Annotated in this window: 20 protein-coding genes, 1 tRNA gene and 2 pseudogenes; 18 read left to right on the top strand and 5 right to left on the bottom strand. The window is 69.6% G+C overall.

Annotated features, from left to right (window positions below):
• Window positions 1-22: 22 nt before the first annotated feature.
• On the bottom strand, window positions 23-1003 hold the full coding sequence (locus ACW9J6_RS03785; RefSeq protein ID WP_457115083.1) for an ABC transporter substrate-binding protein: 981 nt from the start codon (window positions 1001-1003) through the stop codon (window positions 23-25).
• A 369-nt stretch (window positions 1004-1372) separates the two neighbouring features.
• Between ACW9J6_RS03785 and ACW9J6_RS03780 the strand changes: the two are divergent.
• From ACW9J6_RS03780 to ACW9J6_RS03725, 12 genes and pseudogenes are all read left to right on the top strand, one after another.
• A pseudogene (locus tag ACW9J6_RS03780) lies at window positions 1373-2063 on the top strand (IS5 family transposase).
• Between the two features lie 422 nt (window positions 2064-2485).
• Window positions 2486-4414 (top strand): methyl-accepting chemotaxis protein, encoded by a 1929-nt coding sequence (locus ACW9J6_RS03775; RefSeq protein ID WP_457115082.1) that lies wholly within the window; start codon window positions 2486-2488, stop codon window positions 4412-4414.
• Window positions 4415-4511: 97 nt separating this feature from the next.
• A complete protein-coding gene (locus ACW9J6_RS03770; RefSeq protein ID WP_457115081.1) occupies window positions 4512-6044 on the top strand; it encodes a chemotaxis protein CheW in 1533 nt (510 codons plus the stop codon).
• A 54-nt stretch (window positions 6045-6098) separates the two neighbouring features.
• Entirely contained in the window at window positions 6099-7148 is a 1050-nt protein-coding gene (cheB, locus tag ACW9J6_RS03765) for a chemotaxis-specific protein-glutamate methyltransferase CheB (protein ID WP_457115080.1), read from the top strand.
• 12 nt (window positions 7149-7160) lie between these two features.
• A complete protein-coding gene (locus ACW9J6_RS03760; RefSeq protein WP_457115079.1) occupies window positions 7161-7754 on the top strand; it encodes a HEAT repeat domain-containing protein in 594 nt (197 codons plus the stop codon).
• A gap of 10 nt (window positions 7755-7764) precedes the next feature.
• Complete coding sequence (locus tag ACW9J6_RS03755; RefSeq protein WP_457115078.1) at window positions 7765-8634, top strand: CheR family methyltransferase; 870 nt, start codon at window positions 7765-7767, stop codon at window positions 8632-8634.
• Window position 8635: 1 nt separating this feature from the next.
• On the top strand, window positions 8636-9007 hold the full coding sequence (locus ACW9J6_RS03750) for a response regulator (protein ID WP_457115077.1): 372 nt from the start codon (window positions 8636-8638) through the stop codon (window positions 9005-9007).
• Window positions 9004-11553 carry a chemotaxis protein CheW gene (locus tag ACW9J6_RS03745; RefSeq protein WP_457115076.1) on the top strand — a complete coding sequence of 850 codons (2550 nt, stop codon included), beginning with the start codon at window positions 9004-9006 and terminating at the stop codon, window positions 11551-11553. The genes ACW9J6_RS03750 and ACW9J6_RS03745 overlap by 4 nt, the downstream gene beginning before the upstream one ends.
• Window positions 11550-11795 (top strand): STAS domain-containing protein, encoded by a 246-nt coding sequence (locus tag ACW9J6_RS03740; RefSeq protein ID WP_457115075.1) that lies wholly within the window; start codon window positions 11550-11552, stop codon window positions 11793-11795. Before ACW9J6_RS03745 ends, ACW9J6_RS03740 begins: the two co-directional genes overlap by 4 nt.
• 11 nt (window positions 11796-11806) lie before the next feature.
• A complete protein-coding gene (locus ACW9J6_RS03735) occupies window positions 11807-12568 on the top strand; it encodes a ParA family protein (RefSeq protein ID WP_457115074.1) in 762 nt (253 codons plus the stop codon).
• Between the two features lie 17 nt (window positions 12569-12585).
• A complete protein-coding gene (locus tag ACW9J6_RS03730; protein WP_457115073.1) occupies window positions 12586-12996 on the top strand; it encodes a response regulator in 411 nt (136 codons plus the stop codon).
• A 29-nt stretch (window positions 12997-13025) separates the two neighbouring features.
• The gene (locus ACW9J6_RS03725) at window positions 13026-14288 is read left to right on the top strand and encodes a methyl-accepting chemotaxis protein (RefSeq protein ID WP_457115072.1); all 1263 of its coding nucleotides are present in this window, start codon (window positions 13026-13028) and stop codon (window positions 14286-14288) included.
• A gap of 32 nt (window positions 14289-14320) precedes the next feature.
• On the opposite strand, the gene ACW9J6_RS03720 is transcribed toward ACW9J6_RS03725, so the two are convergent.
• The 3 genes from ACW9J6_RS03720 to ACW9J6_RS03710 form a co-directional block, all read right to left on the bottom strand.
• A complete protein-coding gene (locus ACW9J6_RS03720) occupies window positions 14321-14698 on the bottom strand; it encodes a response regulator transcription factor (protein WP_457115071.1) in 378 nt (125 codons plus the stop codon).
• A gap of 64 nt (window positions 14699-14762) precedes the next feature.
• A complete protein-coding gene (gene fixJ, locus ACW9J6_RS03715; protein WP_457115070.1) occupies window positions 14763-15374 on the bottom strand; it encodes a response regulator FixJ in 612 nt (203 codons plus the stop codon).
• Window positions 15375-15570: 196 nt separating this feature from the next.
• Window positions 15571-15903: a hypothetical protein gene (locus tag ACW9J6_RS03710; protein ID WP_457115069.1), complete on the bottom strand. Its 333-nt coding sequence runs from the start codon at window positions 15901-15903 to the stop codon at window positions 15571-15573.
• A gap of 258 nt (window positions 15904-16161) precedes the next feature.
• Here ACW9J6_RS03710 and ACW9J6_RS03705 point away from each other — a divergent pair.
• From ACW9J6_RS03705 to ACW9J6_RS03680, 6 genes and pseudogenes are all read left to right on the top strand, one after another.
• Window positions 16162-16238 (top strand) — tRNA-Arg (locus ACW9J6_RS03705).
• Window positions 16239-16531: 293 nt separating this feature from the next.
• Window positions 16532-16786 (top strand): hypothetical protein, encoded by a 255-nt coding sequence (locus ACW9J6_RS03700; protein ID WP_457115068.1) that lies wholly within the window; start codon window positions 16532-16534, stop codon window positions 16784-16786.
• A gap of 474 nt (window positions 16787-17260) precedes the next feature.
• Window positions 17261-17515, top strand: a complete 255-nt coding sequence (locus ACW9J6_RS03695; RefSeq protein ID WP_457115067.1) for a hypothetical protein — start codon at window positions 17261-17263, stop codon at window positions 17513-17515.
• Window positions 17516-17639: 124 nt separating this feature from the next.
• Window positions 17640-17939 (top strand): annotated as a pseudogene (locus tag ACW9J6_RS03690) (transposase); the annotation flags it as partial.
• A gap of 687 nt (window positions 17940-18626) precedes the next feature.
• On the top strand, window positions 18627-22709 hold the full coding sequence (locus tag ACW9J6_RS03685) for a beta strand repeat-containing protein (protein WP_457115066.1): 4083 nt from the start codon (window positions 18627-18629) through the stop codon (window positions 22707-22709).
• A gap of 238 nt (window positions 22710-22947) precedes the next feature.
• Complete coding sequence (locus tag ACW9J6_RS03680; protein WP_457115065.1) at window positions 22948-23220, top strand: hypothetical protein; 273 nt, start codon at window positions 22948-22950, stop codon at window positions 23218-23220.
• A 34-nt stretch (window positions 23221-23254) separates the two neighbouring features.
• On the opposite strand, the gene ACW9J6_RS03675 is transcribed toward ACW9J6_RS03680, so the two are convergent.
• Window positions 23255-24316, bottom strand: a complete 1062-nt coding sequence (locus ACW9J6_RS03675) for an MBL fold metallo-hydrolase (protein ID WP_457115064.1) — start codon at window positions 24314-24316, stop codon at window positions 23255-23257.
• Window positions 24317-24602: the final 286 nt, after the last annotated feature.

Here is a 24602-nt window from a genome sequence, read left to right as displayed (position 1 = left end):
CGGCAAACAATTTCAAGGTTGCTCACTCGATCACTTCATCGGCGCGGGCAAGCAAACCGCGTGGCACCGTAAGGCCGAGCAGTTTCGCCGTTCTGAGATTTATCGACAGCAAAACATTTGGTGGAAATTCGACAGGCAAGTCACCCGGTGCGCTACCACGCAAAATTTTTACGACTAAAGCGGCAGAGCGCTGATAACACCAACGCAAATCGACGCCATAGCTGATCAAGCCACCGTCTAAAACGTGTTCTCGGTAGCCGTAGACAGCGGGAAGCCGTTTGGCGAGCGCGGCATCCGCAATCGATCGCGTCTGGCTTATCAACATCGAGGTCTGCTGCACGATAACGACTTCGGTTTTCCGCTCGGCAAGAAATTGCAATGCGCCTTCGACTTCGTTCGGCTGATCCGCATCCTTGACAACCAGCTTGATCCCAACTCCCTGGCTGGCAGCCTCTATTTCTTTCAACTGCGGAGGTCCTTTCGGATCGTTTAAGTTCGTTAGTAATCCTACCGTACGTAACTCCGGAACTATTTCCCGCGCGACTTCCAATTGCTTGGCCGGCAGGCCGGCCACATATGGCTCAATGCCCGTAACATTGCCGCCGGGCCGTGCCTCGCTGGCGATGACGCCGAGATGGACTGCATCAGCGAGGGCTGCAGATACGATCGGGATTGTGGACGTCAGCTTCTTTGCCGGTATGACAGCTGCGATCGCACAGGCGAGTATGATGTCTGGCTTGAGTTGGATGATTTCTTTGGCTAGCGCAGGCAACCGATCTTGGTTGCCATCAGAAGAACGATATACAATATTAAAGTTCTTGTTTTCAAAATAACCGAGCTCTCGCAATGCTTCAAGGAATACGGCCGCCTTTGAATCAGAATAAGCTTGCGTGTGAGGTGATAGCCAGCCAATAAGGGGGCGTGTGCGTTGTTGCGCGGCTGCGGCAGACGGCAAAGCCAGCGTCGTAGCTCCAAGTCCTCTCACAAAATCGCGTCGTCTCATGGGACGTCTCCATTAGATGATCTATCAATTTATTATACTTGCGACGACGGGTAACCTTTTAAATAATGACGATTCGGTCTGCTCAACTACCGACGTGGATTGCGATCCCGAATAATCAGAGCAATGCATAGAGATTTTATTTTCAGCGCGATTCGCCGAATTTCCACAACATACGCGCCAAGTTATCCTCCTATAAACAGGACCTTTCCCAATTGGTCAAGCTGGTTGATTTTTGACCCAAGGGTCTGAACCCAATAACCATATGGTACCGATGAGCAGAATGTAATTCCGAGCGCCTCTCGGACGCAGAAGGCCTCGGCGGAGCTGTTGTGGTCGTCGGACGCGCAGTGGCAGGTCATCGCACCGTTCATGCCCACCAACCAGCCCGGCGCTCGGCGCAAGGATGACCGCACCATCCTCTCGGTCATCCTGCACGTCCTCAAGAGCGGCGGCCGCTGGCAGGACTGCCCGAGCGAGTACGGTCCTTCCACCACCGTCAACAATCGCTTCAACAGGTGGTCGCGCTGCGGCTTCTGGACCGCCACGCTGGCCGCCCTGGCCAAGGCCGGATGGTCCGGCGAGGCCGCCGCCCTCGACGCAACCGACGTCAAAGCCCAGCGGGTGGCCCACGGGGGAAAAGGGGGGCCTGCGCGCAGGAGATCGGTCCCTTGCGTTCTGGCGCGCCAACCAAAATCCACGTCCTCACCGACGTGATCGGCCGACCCGGCGTCATCCCTCACCCCCGGCGACGCCAGCGACGTGAAGACTGCCCGGCCGTGCTGGCCCGGGCGCCCGCATCGCCTGATCGCCGACAAGGGCGACGACGCCGACTGGCTGCGGCGGGACCTGCGTGCCCAAGGCATCCGTTTGTTCATTCCAGGCACCCACGCCCGCAGGCGCAAGATCCGGTTGGACAAGCGAAGGTATCGTGAGCGCTGGCGTCGAGGCGGTCTTCTGCCGCCTCAAGGACTTCCGGCGCATCGCCGCCCGCTCCGACAGGCTCACCCGCAACTTCGGTTCTGCCCTCGCCCTCGCGGCTGTCATCGCGTCCTGGTGCTGATTGTGTCCCGACGTTCGTCCCCACGCGACTGGTTGCCGGTGGCGCGGCTCGTGGGACCCGCTCGCACGCGCCGCATCTCAGGGATGGTGTCGCCTTCGATCGCGAATACAGGGATCACGTCGCGTGAAAGTTCTGCGACGTTTCCGAATTGAGCCCAGATGCTGATCATCGCGCGCGATCTGCTGCGTAAAGCTGCCGATAGACGTCGTCTTCAATCGATTTGCCCATCGACTCGGTTCGTGACACAAATTCGCTCATCTGCGTGATGTCCTAACAGTCTTCGTCTTATACGTTAGGGAATATGTAAGAATTGCGCCGCCTAATGGGCTTGTCCGCTCGCCGCGAGACTCGTCGGCGCCAACGGCAGGCAGCGGTGCCGCCGCGGTGGAACGCCCTTCGATACGCCCAAAGGACCTAAGCACATGGCTCTGGTGAAGAAGGCGGCCCTGGCCGGGCCGCAAGCGCTGGCGCGCGGCGGTGAGCAGGCCGCCGTCAAGCAGCTCGGGCGCCTGAACGAGGAGAATCGCCGCCGGGCACGCACCTTCGCCAAGCAGCAGAAGGCCGCCGAGCGCATCGCCGCGGCGACGACGCAGCTCGCCAGCGGCGTAGCGGAAGCTTCCTCGGCCGCCGAGGAGCTGCGCAAGGCGATGGAGCAGATCGCGACCGGCGCCGAGGAGGCCGCCAGCGCCTCCGAGCAGTCGCAGCGGGCGGTGACCTTGGTCAACGGCGCCATCGGCCGGGCGCGGAGCGAGGCCGACCTCTCCCGCCAGAAGACCGAGACGCTGCAGGGCCTGATCGCCGGCGTGAGCCAGCAGATCGCCGCGAGCATCGCCTCGATCGCCACCGCGGCGGACCGCCAGTCCGCCTCGGTGACGCTGATCGTCGAGCTGGAGCGGCAGGCCGCCAATATCGGCGACATCGTGCGGGCGGTGGCCCGCATCGCCGACCAGACCAACCTGCTCGCCCTCAACGCCGCCATCGAGGCCGCCCGCGCCGGCCAGCACGGCAAGGGTTTCGCGGTCGTCGCCGACGAGGTGCGCACCCTCGCCGAGACGTCCGAGAAGAGCGCCCGCGAGATCCAGGAGCTGATCGGCCGGATCCAGACCGACGTGAAGGTCATCGCGGACGGCATCAACCGCTCCGCCGAGAGCGCTCGCCAGGAGGTCGAGAAGGGCCGGACCGTCACCGCCCAGCTCGACAGCGTGCGCGGCGCGATGGTCGTCGTGATGCAGAGCGCCGAGGCGATCGCGACGGCGAACGCCGAATCCGAGAAGGCCGCCATCGAGGCCCAGAAGGGCACCGAGGCGATTGCCGCGGCGGCGGAGGAGCAGTCCTCCGCCTGCGAGGAATCCCTCAAGACCGTCGGCCAGCAGACCACGGCGCTCGGCCAGAGCGAGCAGGCGGCGAGCGAACTCTCGGTGCTCGCCGACGAGCTCAAGAACGCCACCGACATCGGCAAGAGTTCGGAGGAGGTCGCCTCCGCGGCCGAGGAGCTGTCCTCGGCGGTGGAGGAGATCAACCGCGCGGCCGCTCAGATCACGACGGCGCTCGACCAGATCAACCGCGGGGCGCAGCAGCAATCGGCCGCCTCCCAGCAATCCGCCGCGGCGATCTCGCAGATCGAGCGCGGGGCCGGCCTGTCCCAGGAGCGCGCCCGCGAATCCCTCGACCGCGGCAGCGCGATCACGGCCCAGCTCCGCGAGAACCAGGAGGCGGTGGCCGGCCTCGTCGAGGGGGTGACCCGATCCCTGGAGGATACCAACAAGAGCCGCGAGCAGATGAACGCGCTCGAGCAGGTGAGCCGGCGCATCGACAAGATCGTCGACGCGATCACCACGGTGGCGATCCAGACCAACATGCTGGCGGTGAACGGCTCGATCGAGGCGGCCCGGGCCGGCGAGTTCGGCAAGGGCTTCATGGTCGTCTCGACCGACATTCGCAACCTCGCCCGGGATTCCTCCGAGAACGCCGACCGGATTAAGGATCTCGTCAAGGCGATCCAGGACCAGGTCGTGGCGGTGCGCCGCGACCTGGAGGAGATCTCCAGCGCCGCCGCCGCCGAGGTCGAGAAGAACAAGGCGATCACCGCCGACCTGCGCACGGCCGAGCAGGACATGGCGATCGTGCTCGACGGCAGCCGCTCGATCCTCACCGGAGCCGACGAGATCATGACCAATCTCGGCGAGGCCAAGCGGGGCATCGACCAGATCTCCATCGCCGCCCAGCAGGCCGGCCGCGCCGCGATCGAGGCGCAGCAGGCGGCGCGCGAGCAGGCGAAGGGAGCCGAGGAACTCGCCGCGGCGATCGAGGAGATCGCCTCGCTCGCCGATGAGCTCCAGAACCAGGACTGAGCCCCCGTCGCGCGGGGCCGCCCTCAGGGCGCGGCCCCGCTCGCTCCGGCGGATGCCTCCGCCGCGCCTCCCTGTTGCCTCCCGCCCGGAGCCCCCGATGACCGATGACGTGCAAGACGCGGCCGCCCCGGCGGCCGGCGCGCCGACCGTCCGGCAATTCGTCACCTTCCTGATCGATGCCGAGACCTACGCGGTGCCCCTCGCCGAGGTGCAGGAGATCATCCGCCTGCCCGAGATGGTCGAGGTGCCGCTGGCGCCCGCCTCGCTCGCCGGCCTCGCGAACCTGCGCGGCGCCGTGCTGCCCGTGACCAGCCTGCGTCGGCTGTTCTCGCTGCCGGACCGGACGCACGACGACGCCACCCGCGTCGTGGTGATGAGCCAGGGCACGCCGCTCGGCTTCGTGGTCGACCGGATGGCGAGCGTGGTCACCAGCGAGATCTCCGAGATCGAGGGCACCGCCGCTCTGGGCGCCGGGGTCGATTCCGCGCTGCTCTCGGGCATGATCAAGCGGGACGGCGCGGTGATCACTATCATCGACCCGGCCCGGCTCCTCCAGCGCAGCGGCGGGGGCCGCGCGGCGTCCCGCGGCGAGGGCGGCGAGGGCGGCCCGCAGATGCGGGCCGAGGCGGCGGCGGAGGCGCCGGCCACCGACGAGATCCAGCTCGTGTCCTTCGAGCTCGCCGGCCAGGAATACGCCCTGCCGATCGCCCATGTGCAGGAGATCGTGCAGGTCCCCGAGCAGATCAGCGCGATGCCGAACGCCGCCCCGCACGTGATCGGCGTCGTCACCCTGCGCGACCGGCTGCTGCCCCTCGTCTCACTGCGCGCGCTGTTCGGGCTCGCCGCGGCGCCGCTCTCCGAGCAGAGCCGCATCGTCGTGGTGTCCTGGGAGATCCGCGGCGAGCTGCGCTCCGTCGGGATCGTGACCGACACCGTCAAGGAGGTGCTGCGGGTGGCCCGCGGCATCGTCGATCCGCTGCCGGACCTGCTGACGGGCCGGGGCGGCCTGCGGGAGATCGACGGGATCTGCCGGATCGACCAGGGGAGGCGCCTCGTCTCGATCCTCTCGGCCGAGCGCCTGTTCGACACCGCACTGGCGGCCGAGGCCGCCCTTCAGGACAGATCGGAGACCGGCATGGTGCAGGACGACCGCGGGCAGGACGCGCTGGCGAGCGACGAGGAGCAATGCGTGGTGTTCCGCCTCGCCGACGAGGAGTACGGCGTCCCGATCGAGGCGGTGCAGGAGATCGTGCGCGTCCCCGAGCAGCTCACCCGCGTGCCCCGCGCCCCGGGCTTCATCGAGGGCGTGGTGAACCTGCGCGGCAGCGTGCTGCCGGTGGTCGACCAGCGCCGCCGCTTCTCCCTGCCGGAGGCCGAGCGCAGCGACCGCCAGCGCATCATGGTGTTCCTGATCGACGGCCTGCGCACCGGCTTCATCGTCGATTCGGTCTCGGAGGTGCTCAAGATCCCCCGCGCCGCGATCGCCCCGGCACCGGACCTCGCGCAGGACGAGGGCGGCGCCGTCGACCGCATCGCCAACCTGGCGCAGGCGAGCCGCATCATCCTGATGCTCGACGTGGGCCGGCTGCTGAACCGGCGCGAGGTCGGCGACCTGGGCGCGGCCGCCTGACGCGACCGCCCGATCCCCCTTCCCCGAAAGTCCCCGCGAGCCAGCACGACCCTGATGCCGAAGCTCCTCATCGTCGATGATTCCGCCCTGATGCGGAAGCACCTGCGCACGATCTTCGAGGATGCGGGCGTGTTCGACATCCGAACCGCCCGCAATGGCCGCGACGCCCTCGAGCAGATCGAGACCTTCAACCCCGACGTGGTCACCCTCGACATCAACATGCCGGAGATGGACGGTCTCACCTGCCTGGGCGAGATCATGTCCGGGGCGCCCCGCCCGGTGGTGATGGTGTCCTCGCTCACCCGCGAGAGCGCGCCGGTCACCCTGGAGGCGCTGCAGCTCGGCGCGGTCGATTTCGTGGAGAAGCCGGGCGGTACCGTCTCGCTCAACATCGACCTCGTGCGCGACGAGATGATCGCCAAGGTCAAGGCCGCGGCGGTCGCCCGCCCGCGGGGGGCCCGCGGTCTGGTGAACCGGCTGCGGCGGGCCCGGGAGGCGGCGCCCCCGCCCCGGCGCGCGCCGAGCGGGCCGACGCCCGGCGCGGTGCTGGTCGGCGTCTCCACCGGCGGCCCGCGCACGCTGGAGGAGATCCTGCCCGCGCTGCCGGCCGGCTTCCCCTGGGCGGTGGTGGTGGCCCAGCACATGCCGGGCTCCTTCACGGCGGCCTTCGCGCAGCGCCTCGACCGGATCTGCGCCCTCGACGTGGTCGAGGTCGCCGCGCCGATGCCCCTGTCTCCCGGCCGGATCTATATCGGGCGCGGCGACGCCGACGTGGTCGTCGACACGCGCCTCGGCCGGCCGGTGGTCACCTCGGTGGCGTCCGACCCGGCGATGCGCTGGCACCCGAGCGTCGAGCGCCTCGTCGCCTCCGCGCGCGAGGTCTTCCCGCCCGAGGCGCTGATCGCCGTCCAACTCACCGGCATGGGCAACGACGGGGCCGCCGCCATGGCGGAGCTGCGCCGGGCGGGGGGGCGCACCATCGCGGAATCCGAGGAGACCGCCGTGGTCTTCGGAATGCCGGCCGAACTCATCCGCCTCGGCGGCGCGACGCGGACGCTGCGCGCCAACGCCATCCCGAACCAGATCCAGACCTGGCTGTCCTGAGAAAGAGACCGCATGGCCCTCGTCCGCTCGTCCCTCGCCGCCCCGGCCGACACCGCCGCCGACCCGCGCGCGGCGCTGGCGGAGGGCCGCCCGGCCCAGCGCCGCGAGGCGGCCCTGCGCCTCTCCGCCGACCCCGAGGGCGCCGCCCTGCTCGCCGCCCGGCTGTCGGTCGAGGAAGATCCGAGCGTGCGCGAGGCCATCCTCGGGGCGCTCGCCCGCAACGGCGGGCTCGCCGCGGTCGGACACCTGATCGGCCTCCTCGATTCCGAGGACGTCTGGCTGCGCAACGCCGCGATCGAGGCCCTGCAGGGACTCGACGGGGTGGTGATCGACGCCCTCTCGGAGGCCCTCGCCCACGCCGACAGCGACCGGCGCATCTTCGCGGTCAACGTGCTGGCCTGCCTGCGCCACCCGGCCGCCGCCGACCTCGCGCTGCGGGCGCTGACTGAGGATGCGCACGTCAACGTCTGCGCGGCCGCCCTCGACGTGCTCGCCGAGATCGGGCGTCCCGCGATGGTTCCGGCCATCGAGGCGGCGGTGGCCCGCTTCCCCGACGAGCCCTTCCTGCGCTTCGCGGCCAAGGCCGCGATCCGACGCATCGCCTGACGAGGGCCGGATGAGCGCGCTCGCGGCCCGCGCCGCCCCCGCCCCCGCCGTCTCGGACGAGGACTTCTCCCGCTTCCGCGACTTCTTCTACCGCCGCACCGGCATCATGTTCGCCGACAACAAGCGCTACTTCGTCGACAAACGCCTGCAGGAGCGCATGGTCGTCGCCGGCGCGACGACCTTCCGCGACTACTTCAACACCATGCGGTTCCAGGCCGGGGGCGGCGAGTTCCAGGCGCTCGTCAATTTGATGACCGTCAACGAGACCTACTTCTACCGCGAGGAGTACCAGCTCCAGTGCCTCGTGCGCTCGCTGCTGCCGGAGATCGTTCGGACTAAGCGCCCCGGCGATCCGGTGCGGATCTGGTCGGTGCCGTGCTCGACCGGCGAGGAGCCCTACTCGATCGCCTTCCAGCTCCTGGAGAACTGGCCGGCGGTGGACACCTACGATGTGGAGATCGTGGCGAGCGACATCGACACCTCCGTCCTCGCCCAGGCCCGGGCCGGCCGCTACGGGGAGCGCTCCGTGCAGCACCTGCCCGCCCGCACCCTGGCGCGCTTCACCCGGCCGGTGCGGGAGGGCTACGAGGTCATCCCGGACCTGCGCGACTCGATCACCTTCGTGCACGCTAACCTGTGCGACCCGCTCTCGACCGGCATGTTCCGCCACTTCGACGTCGTGTTCTGCCGGAACCTGCTGATCTACTTCGACGACGCGTCGCGCCGCGACGCCGCGCAGACGATCTACACGGCGCTCAACCCGGGCGGCTTCGTCTGCCTCGGCCACTCGGAATCGATGAGCCGGATCTCGTCCCTCTTCGCCGTGCGCAAGTTCGCGGAGGCGATCGTCTACCAGAAGCCCGCCGATGCGGAGGAGTGAGATGGCCCGTGTTCTGGTGGTGGACGACGCCGCGACCGTCCGCCTGTACTACCGCGAGGTGCTGGAGGAGGCCGGTTTCACGGTCGAGGAGGCGGTGAACGGCTTCGAGGGCCTGGAGAAGGCGATCGAGGACCATTTCGACCTGCTCGTGGTCGACGTGAACATGCCGAAGATGGACGGCTACGCCTTCCTCCGGCAGGGCCGTCAGATGCCCGAACTGGCGGCCGTGCCTGCCGTTATGATCTCGACCGAGAGCAAGCCCGAGGACCGCCGCCGCGCCTACGCGGCCGGCGCCAACCACTACATGACCAAGCCGGTGCGCCCCCTCGACCTCACCCGGGTCGCCACCGTTCTGGCGGGATGCGCGCGATGACCAACGCCCTGCTCGCCCAGTTCATCCCGGAGGCGCGGGAACTGCTCGAACTCGCCGGCACCGGCATGCTCCAGCTGGAGAAGGCGCCGAGCGCCGAGGCGCTCAACGACGTCTTCCGGGCGGTGCACACGCTCAAGGGCACGTCGGGCCTGTTCGAGGTCGCGCCGCTGACGCATCTCGTCCACGCGGCCGAGGACCTGCTCGTGGAGGTGCGCGCCGGCGGCCTCTCCCTGGAACCGGCGATCGTCGACGGCCTCCTCGACAGCCTGGATCTCGTCGGGCACTGGATCGACGTGCTGGAATCCCGCGAGCGCCTGCCGGAGGATGCCGAGTCCGAGATGGGCGCGCGCGTCGCGGCCCTGCGCCGCTGGCTCGGCGCCGCTCCGGCCGCGGCCGCGGCGACTGCCTCCGTCGGCGCGGAAGCACCGGGCTGGGTGGCGGCGCTGCCCGAGGCGACGCGCCGGGAGGCCTTCCGCGCGGCGGGGCCGGACGGGGCTCTCGTCGCCTGGACCTACGAGCCCGACGAGGCCTGCTTCTTCCGCGGCGACGACCCGGCCCACCTCGTGCGGCAATCCCCCGGCCTCCTCGCCCTGCGCGTGCTGCCGCGCGGCCCGCTGCCCGAGCCGGAGGCCCTGGATCCCTTCGTCTGCTTCCTGCGCTTCGAGGTTCTGTCGGCGGTGGCCCCGGAGGGGCTGGCCGAGCACCTGCGTTACGTCACCGAGTGCTGCGTTCTCGCGCCCCTGACCGGAGCGGCGCTGGCGGTGCCGCAGGGGCGCCGCGACGCCCTGGAGCTGTTCGGTGACTTCGCGGTCCGCGGCCGCGGCCAACTCGCCGCGGGGGACCACGGCGGGCTCGCCGCCTCCGCGCGGGCGCTCCTCGGCCTGATCGCCGAGGAGACGCTCGCGGCCTCGGCCCTGCGCTGGCTCCTCGACGCCCTGGCCTGCGGCGCCGGGCCGGACCTCGTCGAGCGCCTGATCGCCGCCGTCGAGGGCGAGCCGACGGCGGCCCGCCCCGCGCGCGATTCCGCCCTGGTGGAGGCCGCCGCGGCGCTCGTCGCCGCCCAGGCCGAGGTTCTGGCCGTGCCCGCGGAGCCGGCGGTGGCCCGGGGCCGCCTCGAAGCGGTGGCGACCGTGCTGCGCCGCTGCCTGCCGCTCCTGCCCGGGGAGAGGGCGCGCGCCCTCGGCCGGGCGATCGAGGAGGCGGCGGCGCACGGGGATCCGGCGCCGCTGCGCGCGGCCCTCGGGGTGGCCGCCTCGGCGCCGCGACCGGCCGCGGCCGCTGCCCCGGTGCCGACCGCGCCCGCACCCGACTCGCCGGCACCGGAATCCGTGCCGGCTCCCGCCGCACCGGAGACCGCCGAGGGCAAGGCGCCGGCCCGGGTGCTGCGCGTGGAGCAGGGCAAGGTCGACGCGCTGATGAACCTCGTCGCCGAGTTGACGGTGGCCAAGAACGGCCTCGCCTACCTCGCCGGCCGCGTCGAGCAGGTCTCCGGCTCCCGCCAGCTCGGGCGCGAGATCAAGGAGCAGTACGGGGTCATCGACCGGCTCGCGCAGAGCCTCCAGGTCGGCGTGATGGCGATCCGGATGATGCCGGTCAGCCAGGTCTTCCAGCGCTTCCCCCGCCTCGTGCGCGACATCGCCCGCAAGCTCGGCAAGGACGTCACCCTGGTGATCCAGGGCGAGGACACCGAGGCCGACAAGAACGTGCTGGAGAGCCTCGCCGACCCGCTGATCCACATGGTGCGCAACAGCCTCGACCACGGCATCGAGACACCCCAGGAGCGGCGCGCGGCCGGCAAGGCCCCGCAGGGCACGCTGCGGCTCTCGGCCCGGCAGGAGAACGACACGGTCATCATCGAGGTGGCCGACGACGGCAAGGGCATCGACCCGGAAGCCGTGCGCGACAAGGCCGTGCGGGTCGGGCTCGTCACGCCCGAGCAGGCCGCCGCGATGGCGCGGGAGGAGATCGTCAACCTCGTCTTCGCGGCGGGGTTCTCCACCCGCGAGCAAGTCTCCGACCTGTCGGGGCGCGGGGTGGGCATGGACGTGGTGCGCACCGCCGTGCGCAAGGCCGGAGGCGACGTCTGGCTGAGCAGCCGGGTCGGTGAGGGCACCTGCGTGACGGTGCAGCTGCCCCTGACCATGGCGGTGACCCGGATCGTGACGATCGAGGTGCGCGGGCAGCAATTCGGCGTGCCGATGGACGCGGTGGCCGAGACCGTGAAGGTGCCGCGCGCGCGCCTGCACCGGGTCAAGCAGCGCGAGGCCTTCGTGCTGCGCGACGCGGTGATCCCGGTGGTGCGGCTCGCCGACAGCCTCGGCCTGCCGCCGCCCTCCGAGATGCCGCCCGAGGAGGAGGCGGTGATGGTGGTGCGGGTCGGACGGGAGCGGGTCGGGATCGTGGTGGACGGCTTCCGGGAGCGGATGGAGGTGATCGTCCGCCCCCTCGACGGGCTCTTGGCCGACCTCACCGGCTTCTCCGGCACCGCCCTTCTCGGCGACGGGCGCGTGCTCCTGGTGCTCAACCTCGCGGATCTCGTGCGATGACCCTGACCCTGACGGATTCCATCCTGCGCCTGACGGGCCACTGCCCGGCCGAGGAGGCCGAGCCGCTCCTCGACGCCCTGCGCGGGGCCGAGCCGCCCGCCTGCGTCGATCTCGCCGGCCTCGACCACGCCCACGCGGCGGTGCTGCAGGTGCTGATGGCCCTGCGCCCCACCCTGACCGGCGCGCCGGCCGACCCGGTCACCGCGGCCTGCCTCGCCGGCCTGCCGCGCGGCGCCGACTGACGGGCGCGGCGATGTCGGCGCGGGTCATCGCGGTCGCGAACCGCAAGGGCGGAACGGCCAAGACCACCACGACGGTGAACCTCGCCGCCGCCCTCGGCGCGCGGGGCCGTCGCGTTCTCGTCGTCGACCTCGACACCCAGGGTCATGCCGGACTGGGCTTCGGGATCCGCGCGGCGGCCGGAGAGCCCACGGCCCATGACATGTTCCGGTCCGGATCCGCCGACCTCGCGCGCGCCGTGCGCCCCAGCGCCTACGCCAATGTCGACGTCGCCCCCGCCGACCGCGGCGGCGAGCGCGCCCCCGACCCGGACGTGCCGACGCTGCTCGACCGGGCGCTCGACCCGCTGCGGCCCTCCTACGACCTCGTGCTGGTCGACACCTCGCCCTCCGCCGACGCGCTGCTGGTGAGCGCCCTCGCGGCCGCCGACCACGTGCTCGTGCCGACGCTGCTGCATCCCCTCGCGGTCGACGGGGTCGGCCAATTCGCGCGCTCCTACCTGCGGGTCGCCGGGAGCATCAACGGCCGCCTGCGCGGCCTGAGCCTGCTGCCCGTCCAGGTCGATCTCCGCATGACGATGCAGCGCGCGGCGCGCGACCTCCTGGCGGCGCGGTTCGGCGAGCGGCGCCTGCTCACCGGCATCCGCACCGACGTCGCCCTCGCCGAGGCCTTCGGGCAGCAACAACCTGTAAAGTATTACAAGCCGCGGGCGCGCGCTGTTGTCGATTTCGACATCTTGTGCGACTATATCTCTACGGCAATGGAAACAGAATAAAAGTTTATCGAACGAGAATGCAGCGGACAGGAATTGAAGCCATGGGTGTGATATTATTGGTCGACGATTCTCCCACGATCCTGGCGAGCATGTCGGAGATCCTCAAGCGGTCGGGTTTCAGCGTGGAGACCTGCGCCAATGCCGAGGCGGCGCTGACCAAGGTGCGCGGCGGCGTGGCGCCCGGCCTCGTCATCACCGACTACCACATGCCCGGCATGGACGGGGTCCAGCTGATCCGGGAGCTGCGCAAGCTCGGCCCGACCCGGTTCGCGCCGATGCTCGTCCTGACGACGGAGTCGCAGCAGGAGAAGCGCGACGAGGCCCGCGCCGCCGGCGCCACCGGCTGGCTGGTCAAGCCCGTCCAGGCCGCGGCCCTGCTGCAGGTCATCCAGAAGGTCGCGCCCGCGCTCGCGGCGCGGGCGGCCTGAGCCCCGGCCCCGCGATCGGTGAATCTCCCGTGACTTCCCTCGGCTGGCGCGCCCCGGCGGCGCTGCACCCACCTCCTCTCCGGCCCCTCCTCGCGGCAGCGCTGCCGAGCGCCGCCGGCCTCCTGCTCGGCGGCGCGGCCTGGGCCGCCGGGCTCGCCGATCTCGGCCCGGCCCTCCTCGCGGCCCTGAGCGCGGTCGGCGGCGCGACGGCGGCGATCGCGCTGGCGGAGCATCCGAGACCCGCCGCGACCGCGCGGCCGTCCGTCCCGGTGGAGGCGCCGCCCATCGCCGTCCCGCCCATCGCCGTGCCGCTCCCCGCCCCGCGCGTGGCGGAGGCGGAGGCCCTGGCGGGGCTCGCGCCCTTCTTCACCATCGCGGACGCGCAGCTGCGCAGCATCGCGGACCAGACCGAGGCGGCGGCGTCCGGCATCCTGGCGCAGCTGCGCGCCCTGGACGACGCGGTCACGCAGGCCGCGGCCTTCACCGGCCGGACGCGCGAGCGGATGGTCGGCCTCGTCCAGGCGGGGGATGCGAGCTTCGACGCCCTGGCGCGGGCGCTGCGGGCCTACCTGGAGGAGCGCCTCGAGGCCACCCTGCGGGAGCGTGAGCAGATCCGGGCGATCAGCGACCAGCTCGCGGGTCTTGGCTCGCTGACCACCACCCTCGACGGGCTCGGACGGGCGATCGCCATGCTGGCGATGAATGCCAGCATCGAGGCCGTGCGCGCGGGCGAGCAGGGCGCGGGGTTCCGCGTCATCGCCGGGGAATTGCGGGCCCTCGCCCAGTCGTCGCAGCAGATGGTGACCGAGGCCGGCCGCACGGTGTCGTCGATCGGTGCCGCGGTCGAGGCCAACTGGCTCGCCTCGCGGACGGACGAGCGGGTGCGCGGCGAGCAGGAGCGGCTGCGCGCCCTGCTGGCCGAGGTGGAGGGGCTGGCCGCGTCCCGGGCGGATTCGGCCGCGACCGCCGCGCAGGCGGAACTCGGCGAGATCGACGCCCGCAACCGCGCGATCGGCATGCAGGTGCTGGAGGTCTGCGGTCAGGTGCAATTCCAGGACGTGGTGCGCCAGCAGGTCGAGGCCGTCGCGGCGGCGGTGGCGACGCTGCACCGCTACCTCGACGAGGTCGGATCGGCCCTGGTCGACCGCGCCGACCCGGCCTCGCTGCGCCCCGACACGGTGGTCGAGGGGCTGCGCGCCGGCTACGTGACGGCGATCCAGCACAACCGCGACGCCGCGGTGAGCGGCGGGATCGCGGTGGGTCCGGCCTCGCCCGCGATCGAGCTGTTCTGAGCCCGGGCGCGCCGGGCCAGGCGGGGACGCGCTCAGGGCCAGGCCGAGAGCGCGTCCCGGATGCCCGCCAGCAGCGCGCCGTCCTCGAAGGGTTTCTCCACGAGGTAGAGGAAGCCCGCCCCAGCGGCCCGGCGGCGCAGGTCGTCGGTGGAGAGGCCGGTGATCAGGATCGCGGGGAGCGCGACCCGGCGCTCGCGCAGGAGGCCGACCAGCTCCACCCCGTCCATGCCCGGCATGTAATAGTCGATGAGGAGGCACCCGGCCGCGGGCAGCCCCACTTCACCGAGGAGCTGCGCCCCGTCCGCGTAGAGGCGCACGTCGAGCCCTTCGAGTTCCAGGACGAACTTGAGGGCGTGGCGGACGGCCGCGTCGTCGTCGACGACGAGAACCGGTCCCGAGGAGGCGGACATGGGGCGGCGGATCCCTGCGCTCCGCGAAGGGTAGGACGCCGCCGCGGGCGGACCTTGATCTGTCTCAATCCGGCCCCCCCCGCGCCGCGATCGCCATGCGCACGAGGTCCGGGAGGGTGCCGGCCCCCATCTTCGTCATCAGGTTCGCGCGGTGGATTTCCACGGTCCGCGGGCTGATGCCGAGATCGCGCCCGATGACCTTGTTGGCCTTGCCGGCCACGAGCGCGTCCATGACCTGCCGCTCCCGGCCAGTCAGCGCGGCGATGCGGCCGCGGATCGAGTCCGCCGCCTCGCCCCTCGCCGCCCGCTGCGGATCGCCGAGCACCCGGCGCACGGTCGCGAGGAAGACCTCGTCGTCGAAGGGCTTCTCGATGAAGTCGAGGGCGCCCTCCTTCATGGCGGCGACCGCCAGCGCAACGTCCGCGCGCCCGGTCATGACGATCACGGGCGGCGGGTTGTCCCGCTGCCGCAGCCGCCGCAGGAAGGCGATGCCGTCGAGACCGGGCATGCGCACATCCGTGACGACGCAGCCCCGCGTCTCGCCGACGCTGTCCAGGAAGGCCAGGGCGGATTCGTGCAGGCGCACCGGCAACCCGTCGGAGGCCAGCAGGAAGGCGAGCGACCGGCGGACCGCGACGTCGTCGTCGACCACGTGCACGACCGCCTCAGCCGACATGGTCCAGCTCCTCCGGTCGACCGCGCCCGCGGCGATGCGGAAGTCGTTTCCTGCCCGGCGGCTGCGCTCCGCGGACCACGCCGCCGGACGGCGCGACCATGGCGCGGCGGGGCAGTGCCGGAATCTTATCCCACGTGAACCAGGGCGGGAACCCGTCGCGTGCGAGCCGGCGCGGCGCGCGATCCGGGCGCCGGACTCATCCGCCGAGCGGGATGGCGCGGCGCGCCAACAGCTCGCCGCCGAGCCCGTGCAGGTCGATGGCCGGGGACTTGATCGGAACCGCGTCGCGCCGCCCCTCTCCGGTCGGCTTCACGCCCCGCCGCCCGTCGGTGATCGTCGCCGCGACGGTGCGGGGCGCCGATCCGCAGAGCCACGCCGCGTCGGTGCGGTTCGGGGCGCCGAGGTCGGGACGGCCCCGGCCCTGCTCGCCGTGGCAGCCCGCGCGGGTCTGCGCGAAGATCTCACCCCGTTGCAGCCTGAGGCAGGGCGCGAAGGCGGAACCCGATTGCGACAGCACGTCGTTCGCCACCGTCTCAACCTCGTCGCGCTTCAGGAGTCCCTCCCCCGAAGGCCGGCATCCCGCCCGTGCGCGTGTCCGGATGCGTCGCGCGGATGCCGACCCGGATCGTCTCGGCGATCGCCTTCCCGGGGTCCCGCCCCACAGCCCGTCGTCGTCCTGCCGGTTGGGGTAGGCCCCCCGGCCCGTCGCTGCCGTGCCGTGGCGGGCCGCGCGACGGGACCGGATGACAGTCTCGGAGCGGTTTGCTACGGGAGAGGCGTCGGGTTTGGCCCCGTAGCTCAGCTGGATAGAGCAGCCGCCTTCTAAGCGGCAGGTCGCAGGTTCGAGCCCTGCCGGGGTCGCCAGATTTCCTTCCGGGATTTCAGAGACTTGTCATCAGCCTTCGAGGCCGACAGGTCCGTTCGCACCATGCTGAATTGAGAACGGACGGGGGACAAAGGGGCGATGCGGGACACAAGGTCCCAAGGAAAGTCTCGAAGGGTGTTCCGGTGGCGTTCTGGGGCCGCCACTCTACCGTGACGTCGTTTTTGAATCAGCGCCCGTCCCGCCTTCCCCCATCGTCCTCGATTGGTCCCGCGGCCTCGCCAGCCTCTCGCATGGTCGGTTGCGAAGTGGGGCGCCTGGACGTCCCACTCCGATGCTGAGCAGCTCGATCAATCGATGTGTGGTTTCACTTCACGGCGTGCTTTGCGGCCTCGACCGTGTGCCTATGCGCATGCTCGCTGTGTTCATGCGCGCTGGTGGCGTGCCGTTTAGCCTCTTCCGCGTTGCCGTGAGCGTGGTGGTGGGCAGCCTCGTGATGATGATGAGCCGCGGCGGCGTGATGCGCCGCAGCCAGCATGTGCTTTTCATGAGCCGGATGTGTCATCGTGGCCATAATTTTCTCCCTTAGAGTGTGCATCGAATGACCGCCGTCCAATCTAAGTGAAAAAAGTCCAAATACATATCTCTCTCACTTAGAGAGAAGTTGCGGCGATCAGCATGAATATAATGGAAATATATACACTTTCATTGATGTAGATCAAGCAATATCGTCACTTGGATTGCGAGCTATGGGCTCTGGAGCTTGTATGTTATGCGTCAACCGTATACGCCGCGTCATAGACGAGTTCGGCACAGAGGCCGGTCGGCTCTGCTGGGACACTCACCTTGTTCGGCGTTCACCCGCAGGCCGGCGCCATCCGAGGCGACTGGTGCGGGGTGCTGATGCCGTCCTCCTACGCGGTCCTCGAGATCGCGGAGTGCCGCGTGCGGAAGCACCTCTGGACCTCGTGGAAGGGGCACACCAGGGCGCGGAGGCGGGGTGCCGATCTGGACGTTCGCGCGTTAGGCGGGCGTGACACCACCCAAGAGGCCGGACAGCCCGATGCACGACCCGATCAGCAAAGCCTACACGGCCCTGCTCGATTCTGTTGCACACCATGAGGCAGCCGCTCAGCGCTTTGCTGAGATCGCACGTGCGGAAGAGGATGCCGGCGAGCCGATGAAGGCGAGGCTGCTGCGCCGCTACGTCCGCGACATGCGGGTGACAGCATTGCGTATGTCGGCCGAGGCAGCTGCTCTGGCGGCCCGGCACCCTCGTCTCGGTCGTGTCCCTGATGGTGGGGTCGCTCGACGGTAGCGAGGAAGTTCGTCCGCGCGGCCTCCACAGCGGTGTAGAGGACGGGCTGCCTCGCGGGGTGGTCATCGGCGGTTGCCGGGAAGGGTCGGGTTGCGAGCACAACCCCGAACCCGAGAGACCTCCGATGACCGACGAGATGATGAGCCTGCGCGGGCTGCGGAGGAAGAGCGCCGACGCGGACCTGCTGCGCGAGATGATCGGTTTTCCGGCCGAGCGGCTGATGGAGCTGGCGGTGGGCGGCCTGACGGGGGCGGCCCACGGCGAGAAGAGCGCCGAGCGGTTGGTCCAGCGCAACGGCTACCGTGACCGGGACGGGCAGACGCGGGCCGGCACGGTGGAACTGCGCATCCCCAAGCTGCGCAAGGGCTCGTACTTCCCCACCTCCCTGGAGCCGCGGCGCATGGCCGAGAAGGCGCTCACCGCACGAACCCGCTGGGGCGCCTCAACGGCGAGATCAAGCGGCGCACCGAGGTGGTCGGTATCTTCCCCAATGAGGCCGCCATCACCCGCCTGGCCGGCGCGATCCTGCTCGAACAGAACGACGAGTCGGCCGTCCAGCGCGCCCGCTAGATGACGCTGGAAAGCATCGCCGCGATCAGCGATGAACCGCTCGTCAGCCTGCCCATCCTGGCAGCCTGATCATCCCGGCTTCGCCCGGTGACCGCGGTGGCCACGCCGCAGCGACACCTCGACAGGGAAAACGACCCCCCGGCACAACCGTCGGCCGATCATCGCGCGCGAGCGGGCGACGTGAGCGCAGGGGCGGCAGCGGATCAGCGTGACTTCGCATTGCCGGCTCCCAGCGTCGCCGCGGGCCTGGCGTTTGGGTGTGAGGGCAAGGGCGCTGAGGATCGCGGGCCAGTCAGCCGTGACGGCGGCAAGCTGGGCGAATGTCAACAACGACCCATCGCGGCGAGCCCACTCGCGATCGCGACGTGCCCGGAGCGTGGACGTGAGCGCTGACGACCAGGAAGGTCGCGCGGTTCGCCGTGTCAGTTTCTGCACGGTAACCGATTGGTAGGTTGTAGCATGGTAAATATTTCCTCCAGTACCGACGAATCCGTCTCACGCGCCGTCTAACGGAGTACGAGTGCGGAGGGGAGCGAAACGAATGACTGGTCTATACGTTTTCACGGGAGTTGCCGGCATTCAGTCGCGCAATTGGTATGGGGAAATCGATACTCTTGACGTCAACGGCACCGTAATCAACCAGATATTTAATTGGACATATTATCTCGATCCGCAAAATACACCGGACTCGTACGCCCTGAACGCGCTCTACGCCTCCGACCCGCTCCCCACAACGGCGAGTGACGTATCCATCGGCGCCCCCGGAGGAGCCGCAACCTACGACGTATCGATCTCCGGGCGGGACAGCTACGGGAGCACCGCCGCAGCCCGGATCGCGACGATCGCTGAGGGCTCCTCGGTGACGATCAGCGGCGCGGGCGGGCTGACGCTGGGCAGCGGTCTCGTCAACGATGGCACCGTGCGCTTGACGAGCGGCGGGATCCTGTATTCGGGCGGAGACGTCGTGACCCTGTCCGGGAATGGGCAGATCGTGATGTCCTACTTACAGGACGGCTACACCGCTCAGATCAGGGCGGGATCGAGCCAGCAGACATTGGTGAATCGGACAACGATTTCGGGCACCGGGCAGATCGGTGCCAGTTACAACAGCTACGGAGATAACGGCAACGAGCTCAACTTCATCAACGAGACCAGCGGTGTGGTCGATGGAAACGGCAACGTGTCGCCTGGCTCCGACAACGGCCAGCTCGTCCTGCAGATGCACAACGCCATCACGAACAACGGCGTTCTCCGGGGGTCGGGGACGGGTGGCCTTCTGATTTTCCAGAACACGGTCAGGCAGGGCGCGACCGGTCGCATCGAAGCGACGGGACAGGGCAGCCTCGTCACGCTCGCCGGCGCGACGGTCCAGGGTGGGACCTTTGCGACGTCGGACGGCGGCGTGATCGCGATTGGCAATTTCGGCGGCAATTCCGGCGGACCCAATCTCCTCGACGGCGCCTCCGGCTTCGGGGCCATTCACAATCAAGGCTCGTTCCTCATCGCGGACGGGACCAGCACGGCCGCCAAGGGCACCCTCGACAACGCTGGGACGATCACCCTCAACGCAACCGGCCACGGGGCGACGCTCCAGGTCAGCCAAGGCGACCTCACGCTGACGGGGGGCGGCTCGATCCGAATGACCAGCGTTCCGGGAGGCTATTCCTACAACAGCCTGATTACGGGGTGCTCCCAAAATACAAGCACCGTTCTGCATAACGCCAGCAACACGATCTCGGGAGCCGGCACGATCGGCTCGAACTACGGCTCGATCGGCGATGCTGGTTATGAGCTGGCGCTCGACAATCAAGCCGGAGGCATGATTTGGGCGACTGAAACCGGAGACCAGGCGCTTCAGCTCAGCATGCATCAGGGCGTCAGCAACGCGGGAGCGATCGTAGACACCGGTTCCGCAGGCCTTGTCATCAACGCGACGACGGTCACTCAGTCGGGGCGGGGTTACATCGGCGCGGCCGGACAAGGTGCCCACGTCGACCTTCGCCAATCGACGATCAACGGAGGTATCCTCATCACGGTGAGCGGAGCCGTGATCCGTGCCAACACTGCGACGCTGGACGGCGGCACGGCTGCCGGCGCCGTCACCAATATTGGTGCGATCGATAGTTCATATCTGACAATCACTGGGCAGATCGTTAATCGAGGAAGTATCACCGGTTACATCAACGTCGGTAGCGCCGGCGCGACACTCTCGGGCGGTGGCGGTATAACGCTCTCCACCTTGAGTGGATCTTCTGCATTTTTTCATAACGTCGACAATGTGGTTAACGGATCGGGAGCCGTCTTAGTCAATTTTCAGAATGACGCAGGCGGCGTCATCAATGCAGACAGTTCCACCGATTCAATTACCCTTTATAGCGGCACGGATTCGAATGCCGGCCTCATCGAGGCCACTGGTCAGGCAGGACTGCGCATCGTCGGCAGTACCATCGATCAACGAAGCGGCGGCAGGCTGTTCGTTGGCGATGGATCCGTCATTCATCTCGGTGGCGGGGCGACACTGCTGGGCGGTTCCCTGCAAGGGACCGGCACGGGCTTCTATGACGTGGAAGGGGCGACGGCCCTGGCAGCGGTGAACATCGCGGCGGAGGTCAGGGTCGCGGCGGGTCGCACGCTGTCCGATGTCGGCGACGTCGCGAACGCGGGCGTCGTTCACCTCAACGGCGGGGCGCTGCAGGTCAATGGGAACTGGACGGGCGGAGGACACGTCGCACTGGCGGCGGGGAGCACCCTCTCGGTGATGGGCGCCCTGACGAATGTCGACAATCTGCTCTCCGGCGTCGGAACGGTGGTCAGCGGCGCGACGGGATCGTCGCTCATCAATGCCGGAACCATCGATGCGGACTCATCCGGCGGCGTTCTCGCGATCGCCGGCGGCCTCTCCCTCGCCAATAGCGGTCTCTTGGAAGCCGAAAATGGCGGCACACTCTCGGTCGCGGCCGCCGTGACCGGATCCGGAACAGCCCTCGTGAAGAACGGCGGCACGCTGTCATTCGAGAACGCGTTCCAGGGCAACGTCACCTTCTCGGGGGATGGCACATCCGAGGCGCTGAGGCTTGCGAGAGCCTATAGCGGCACGATCTCGGGCTTCGGCCTGGGCGACCGGATCGACCTCACCAACCTGACCTATTCCGGCCAGCTCAGCGTGAGCTACGCGGGGTCCTTCACCAGCGGCACCCTCGCGGTGCGCGACGGGAGCGGCGCGACGCTCGCCAGCCTCAAGCTCGCCGGCGCCTACATCCAGAGCGACTTCACCCTCGCCGACGACGGCGCGGGTCACGCCCTCCTGCGGCTCTCGGCCCTGAACCCGATCCCGCCCCAGCCCTCCCCGGTCTTCCTTCCCGATTTCGGGCTCGCCCAGGGCTGGGGATCGCTCAACAACCCGCGCCGCTTCGTCGACCTCGATGGCAACCACGGCGCCGACTATCTCGCCTTCGGCGCTGAATACACCTTCGTGGCGAGCGGCGGCACCTTCGCCAACGGCCAGGGCCGCACCGGACCGAGCTTCGTCGGCCCCGCCGCCATCGTCCACGATTTCGGCACCAACATGGGCTACACCGCCCAGGCCCAGCGCGGTGCCGCCATGACCGGCGCCGGCGTTGCCGCCAGCGTCTACGGCCAGGGCTACGCCGGGGTCTACTGGTACGCCGCCCAGAGCCCGACCTCCCGCCAGGACGCCGCCGGCCAAACCTACTCCGTTCCGATCTACGACAGCGCTCCGCACTTCTACGCCAATTTCGGCACCCAGCAGGGCTGGACCGAGCACAACGGCTTCCAGATCCTCAAGACCAGCACGAGCGACGCCTACGCCTCCATCCTCGGCTTCGGCAACGACGGCATCGTGGTCGGTGGCCAGGCCTTCGCCCCGGGCGCCGACGCCTCCCAGGCCACCGTGCTGCCGGCGAGCATCGGCAACACCGGCGGCTGGGACCAGCTCACGGACGTCCGCACCTTCCTGGACAGCGACGGCGGCATCGTCGACCTCAACCACGACGGCGTCGCCGACTTCATCGGCATGGGCCCCCAGGGCACCGTCTTCGCCTACGGCCAGGAGGATCCCTCCAGCCACCAGTACACGCTGGGCCCGGTCCAGACCGCCACCTTCGGCGGCAGCACCGACCTCGGCCGGGCGCAGGGCTGGACCGACCAGAATACTCAGCGCCTCGTCGTGCACGACGCGGTGACGGGCACCGACGACATCCTGGCCTTCGGGGCGGCGGGCGTGTTCGTGGCCGAGGGGCAGGACCCTTCGAGCAACGGCGGGCAGCCCTTCGGGGCGCTGCACCTCGCCATCGCGGATTTCGGCAGCAACCAGGGCTGGTCGAACGCGCTGACGCCGCGGCTGGTAGGGGACGTGAACGGGGACGGGACGCCGGACATCGTGGGGTTCGGGGCCTCGTCGACCTTCGTGGCGCTGGGCGCGCGGGACGCCTCCGGTCACCTAAGCTTCACGATGGACCCGACGAAGACGATCGGGGATTTCGGCTACCAGGAGGGCTGGGACAGCGCCACGACGGTGCGGGCGCTGGCGGACGTGGACGGGTCGGGGCACCAGAGCCTGGTGCTGAGCGGCTATGCCGGCACCCAGGTCTGGCAGGTCGCCTGAGGCGCTGCGGAGGGATGGGTGCCTCTGCCCGGCTGTCCGCTGGGCTCGCTCGATCCGGTCACGCCACCGAGGGGACGAGGGGCGGACCTCTCGCATCAGATTCACCCCCCCCCCCCCCGCGCCCAGGTCAGCCCCGGACCAGCCTCGCGCCCCAGAGTGGCCGGACGGCAGCCTTCCTGAGGCCGTTGTTCTGCGGACGCTGGCGAATCGCGCGGGACGCGCGTGGGGGAGATGACGAATGAGCAGCGCGATCAAGCACCAGGAACGCATGCGGGACCGCGCCAGGGCGTTGGGGGAGGCGCGCAAGCTCGCCCGATCGGGGCAGTACGAGGATCACGTCGGCATCGTCGCGACGCTCCAGGTCGAGGGGTTGGTCGGGGCGGCCTCGAAGTGGTTCGCGGATCCGTTCTTCACGCTCCAGCTCGACCGGCTCTGCGCCATGGCGCGGGAGCGGGCGACCCGGCAGCCGCTCAAGATCGTGCGCGAGCGCGGACGGCCTGCCGCCGCCTGAGGCGCGCTTCACGGAGAGGGCGGGGCGTGGCGCCTCAGCCCTCCCAGACCTGCCCCGGGCGCAGGGCGAGGAACCGCTCGGCGTCCCATTCCGCCGCCACCAGCGCCGCCGCCAGCGCCTGCTCGGGCGCGTCGACGCCCTCGTTGGTGAGCCGGAACGTGCCCCAATGGTGGCCGAGCGCTTGGCGGGCCTCGACGGCCGCCGCGATCCGCACCGCCTCCTCCGGGTTGACGTGCTGAGGGGCCATGAACCAGCGCGGCTCGTAGGCGCCGATCGGCAGGGTGGCGAGGCGCACCGGGCCGAAGCGCTCGCGCACCGCCGGGAAGATCGCGCCATCCCCGTAGCCGGTGTCGCCCACGTGGTAGAGCACCCCCGCGGGCGTCGTCAGCACGAAGGCGCACCACAGCGCCATGCGGCGGTCGTTCACGCCCCGGGCGGACCAGTGGTAGCTCGGCACGAGGTGGACCGCGAGCCCCGCCCCGAGCTCGACCGTGCCGCCCCAGTCGCGGGTCTCGACCGCGATGGCGTCGTCGTAGGAGCGGATGATCGCGTCGTTGCCCAGCGGCGCCACCACGACCGGCTGATGCTCCGCCCAGAGGCGCGCCAGGGTGGGCCCGTCGAGATGGTCATAGTGGTTGTGGGTGATCAGCACCGCGTCGATGGGGGGGAGATCCGCCAGGGCGATCCCGGGCGGGTTCACGCGCTTGGGCCCGGCGAAGCCCACCGGGCTCGCGCGCTTGGCGTAGACGGGGTCGATCAGGATGTTGCGCCCCGCCACCTGGATCAGCAGGCTCGCGTGGCCGAGATGGACCACGCGCAGGCCGGCCACCCGCTCCGGCGGCGTGTCGGCGAGGAAGGGGCTCGGCCAGCGGCGCGGCCAGGAGGTCCGTCCGCCCCCGAGCTGCCAGCGCGCCAGCTCGGCCAGGTCCTTGTCCTGCGCCTGCCCGGGCGAGAAGAAGCGCGTGCCGTCGAAATGATCGCTCACCGGCCCGCGATAGTAGGGATTCTGGCTGCGCCGGTGCGCCGCGTAGCCGACGCCGCCGAGCGTCATCACGGTCACCGCACTCGCGAGCGAGATCATGCGCCTTCGCTTCATGACGCCCAAGCTGGCATCCGCATGGTCGTGGTCAAGGCCGCGCCTCCAGGGCGGATGGCCGCGGCGGAAGCGCTTGCATGGCCGCCCGCGGTCCCTACATTCGGCTCATCGTCAACAACCGAAAGGAGGTGATCCAGTGTCTCATTGTCATCAGCCGCACGTGTCGGTGGACCTGACCTGGATCGTCGCCTCCGGCTTCGCCGCCTGAGCGCTCGATCGAACGGTTCGCCGGGCTGCGGTTCGGCAATGGAAGGGCTGCCCTGGCGACGGGGCGGCCCTTCGTCTT

Source organism: Methylobacterium sp. JK268, from assembly GCF_054052225.1.
Note: the sequence above shows the minus strand (reverse complement) of the source record. Positions and strands in the feature narration are given on the sequence as shown.

What these genes read in the sequence shown, in the direction of transcription:
- ACW9J6_RS03785 (WP_457115083.1), bottom strand. Translation starts at nt 1,003, where the DNA reads ATGAGACGACGCGATTTTGTGAGAGGACTTGGAGCTACGACGCTGGCT.
- ACW9J6_RS03775 (WP_457115082.1), top strand. Translation starts at nt 2,486, where the DNA reads ATGGCTCTGGTGAAGAAGGCGGCCCTGGCCGGGCCGCAAGCGCTGGCG.
- ACW9J6_RS03770 (WP_457115081.1), top strand. Translation starts at nt 4,512, where the DNA reads ATGACCGATGACGTGCAAGACGCGGCCGCCCCGGCGGCCGGCGCGCCG.
- cheB (WP_457115080.1), top strand. Translation starts at nt 6,099, where the DNA reads ATGCCGAAGCTCCTCATCGTCGATGATTCCGCCCTGATGCGGAAGCAC.
- ACW9J6_RS03760 (WP_457115079.1), top strand. Translation starts at nt 7,161, where the DNA reads ATGGCCCTCGTCCGCTCGTCCCTCGCCGCCCCGGCCGACACCGCCGCC.
- ACW9J6_RS03755 (WP_457115078.1), top strand. Translation starts at nt 7,765, where the DNA reads ATGAGCGCGCTCGCGGCCCGCGCCGCCCCCGCCCCCGCCGTCTCGGAC.
- ACW9J6_RS03750 (WP_457115077.1), top strand. Translation starts at nt 8,636, where the DNA reads ATGGCCCGTGTTCTGGTGGTGGACGACGCCGCGACCGTCCGCCTGTAC.
- ACW9J6_RS03745 (WP_457115076.1), top strand. Translation starts at nt 9,004, where the DNA reads ATGACCAACGCCCTGCTCGCCCAGTTCATCCCGGAGGCGCGGGAACTG.
- ACW9J6_RS03740 (WP_457115075.1), top strand. Translation starts at nt 11,550, where the DNA reads ATGACCCTGACCCTGACGGATTCCATCCTGCGCCTGACGGGCCACTGC.
- ACW9J6_RS03735 (WP_457115074.1), top strand. Translation starts at nt 11,807, where the DNA reads ATGTCGGCGCGGGTCATCGCGGTCGCGAACCGCAAGGGCGGAACGGCC.
- ACW9J6_RS03730 (WP_457115073.1), top strand. Translation starts at nt 12,586, where the DNA reads ATGCAGCGGACAGGAATTGAAGCCATGGGTGTGATATTATTGGTCGAC.
- ACW9J6_RS03720 (WP_457115071.1), bottom strand. Translation starts at nt 14,698, where the DNA reads ATGTCCGCCTCCTCGGGACCGGTTCTCGTCGTCGACGACGACGCGGCC.
- fixJ (WP_457115070.1), bottom strand. Translation starts at nt 15,374, where the DNA reads ATGTCGGCTGAGGCGGTCGTGCACGTGGTCGACGACGACGTCGCGGTC.
- ACW9J6_RS03700 (WP_457115068.1), top strand. Translation starts at nt 16,532, where the DNA reads ATGCTGAGCAGCTCGATCAATCGATGTGTGGTTTCACTTCACGGCGTG.
- ACW9J6_RS03695 (WP_457115067.1), top strand. Translation starts at nt 17,261, where the DNA reads ATGCACGACCCGATCAGCAAAGCCTACACGGCCCTGCTCGATTCTGTT.
- ACW9J6_RS03685 (WP_457115066.1), top strand. Translation starts at nt 18,627, where the DNA reads ATGACTGGTCTATACGTTTTCACGGGAGTTGCCGGCATTCAGTCGCGC.
- ACW9J6_RS03680 (WP_457115065.1), top strand. Translation starts at nt 22,948, where the DNA reads ATGAGCAGCGCGATCAAGCACCAGGAACGCATGCGGGACCGCGCCAGG.
- ACW9J6_RS03675 (WP_457115064.1), bottom strand. Translation starts at nt 24,316, where the DNA reads ATGAAGCGAAGGCGCATGATCTCGCTCGCGAGTGCGGTGACCGTGATG.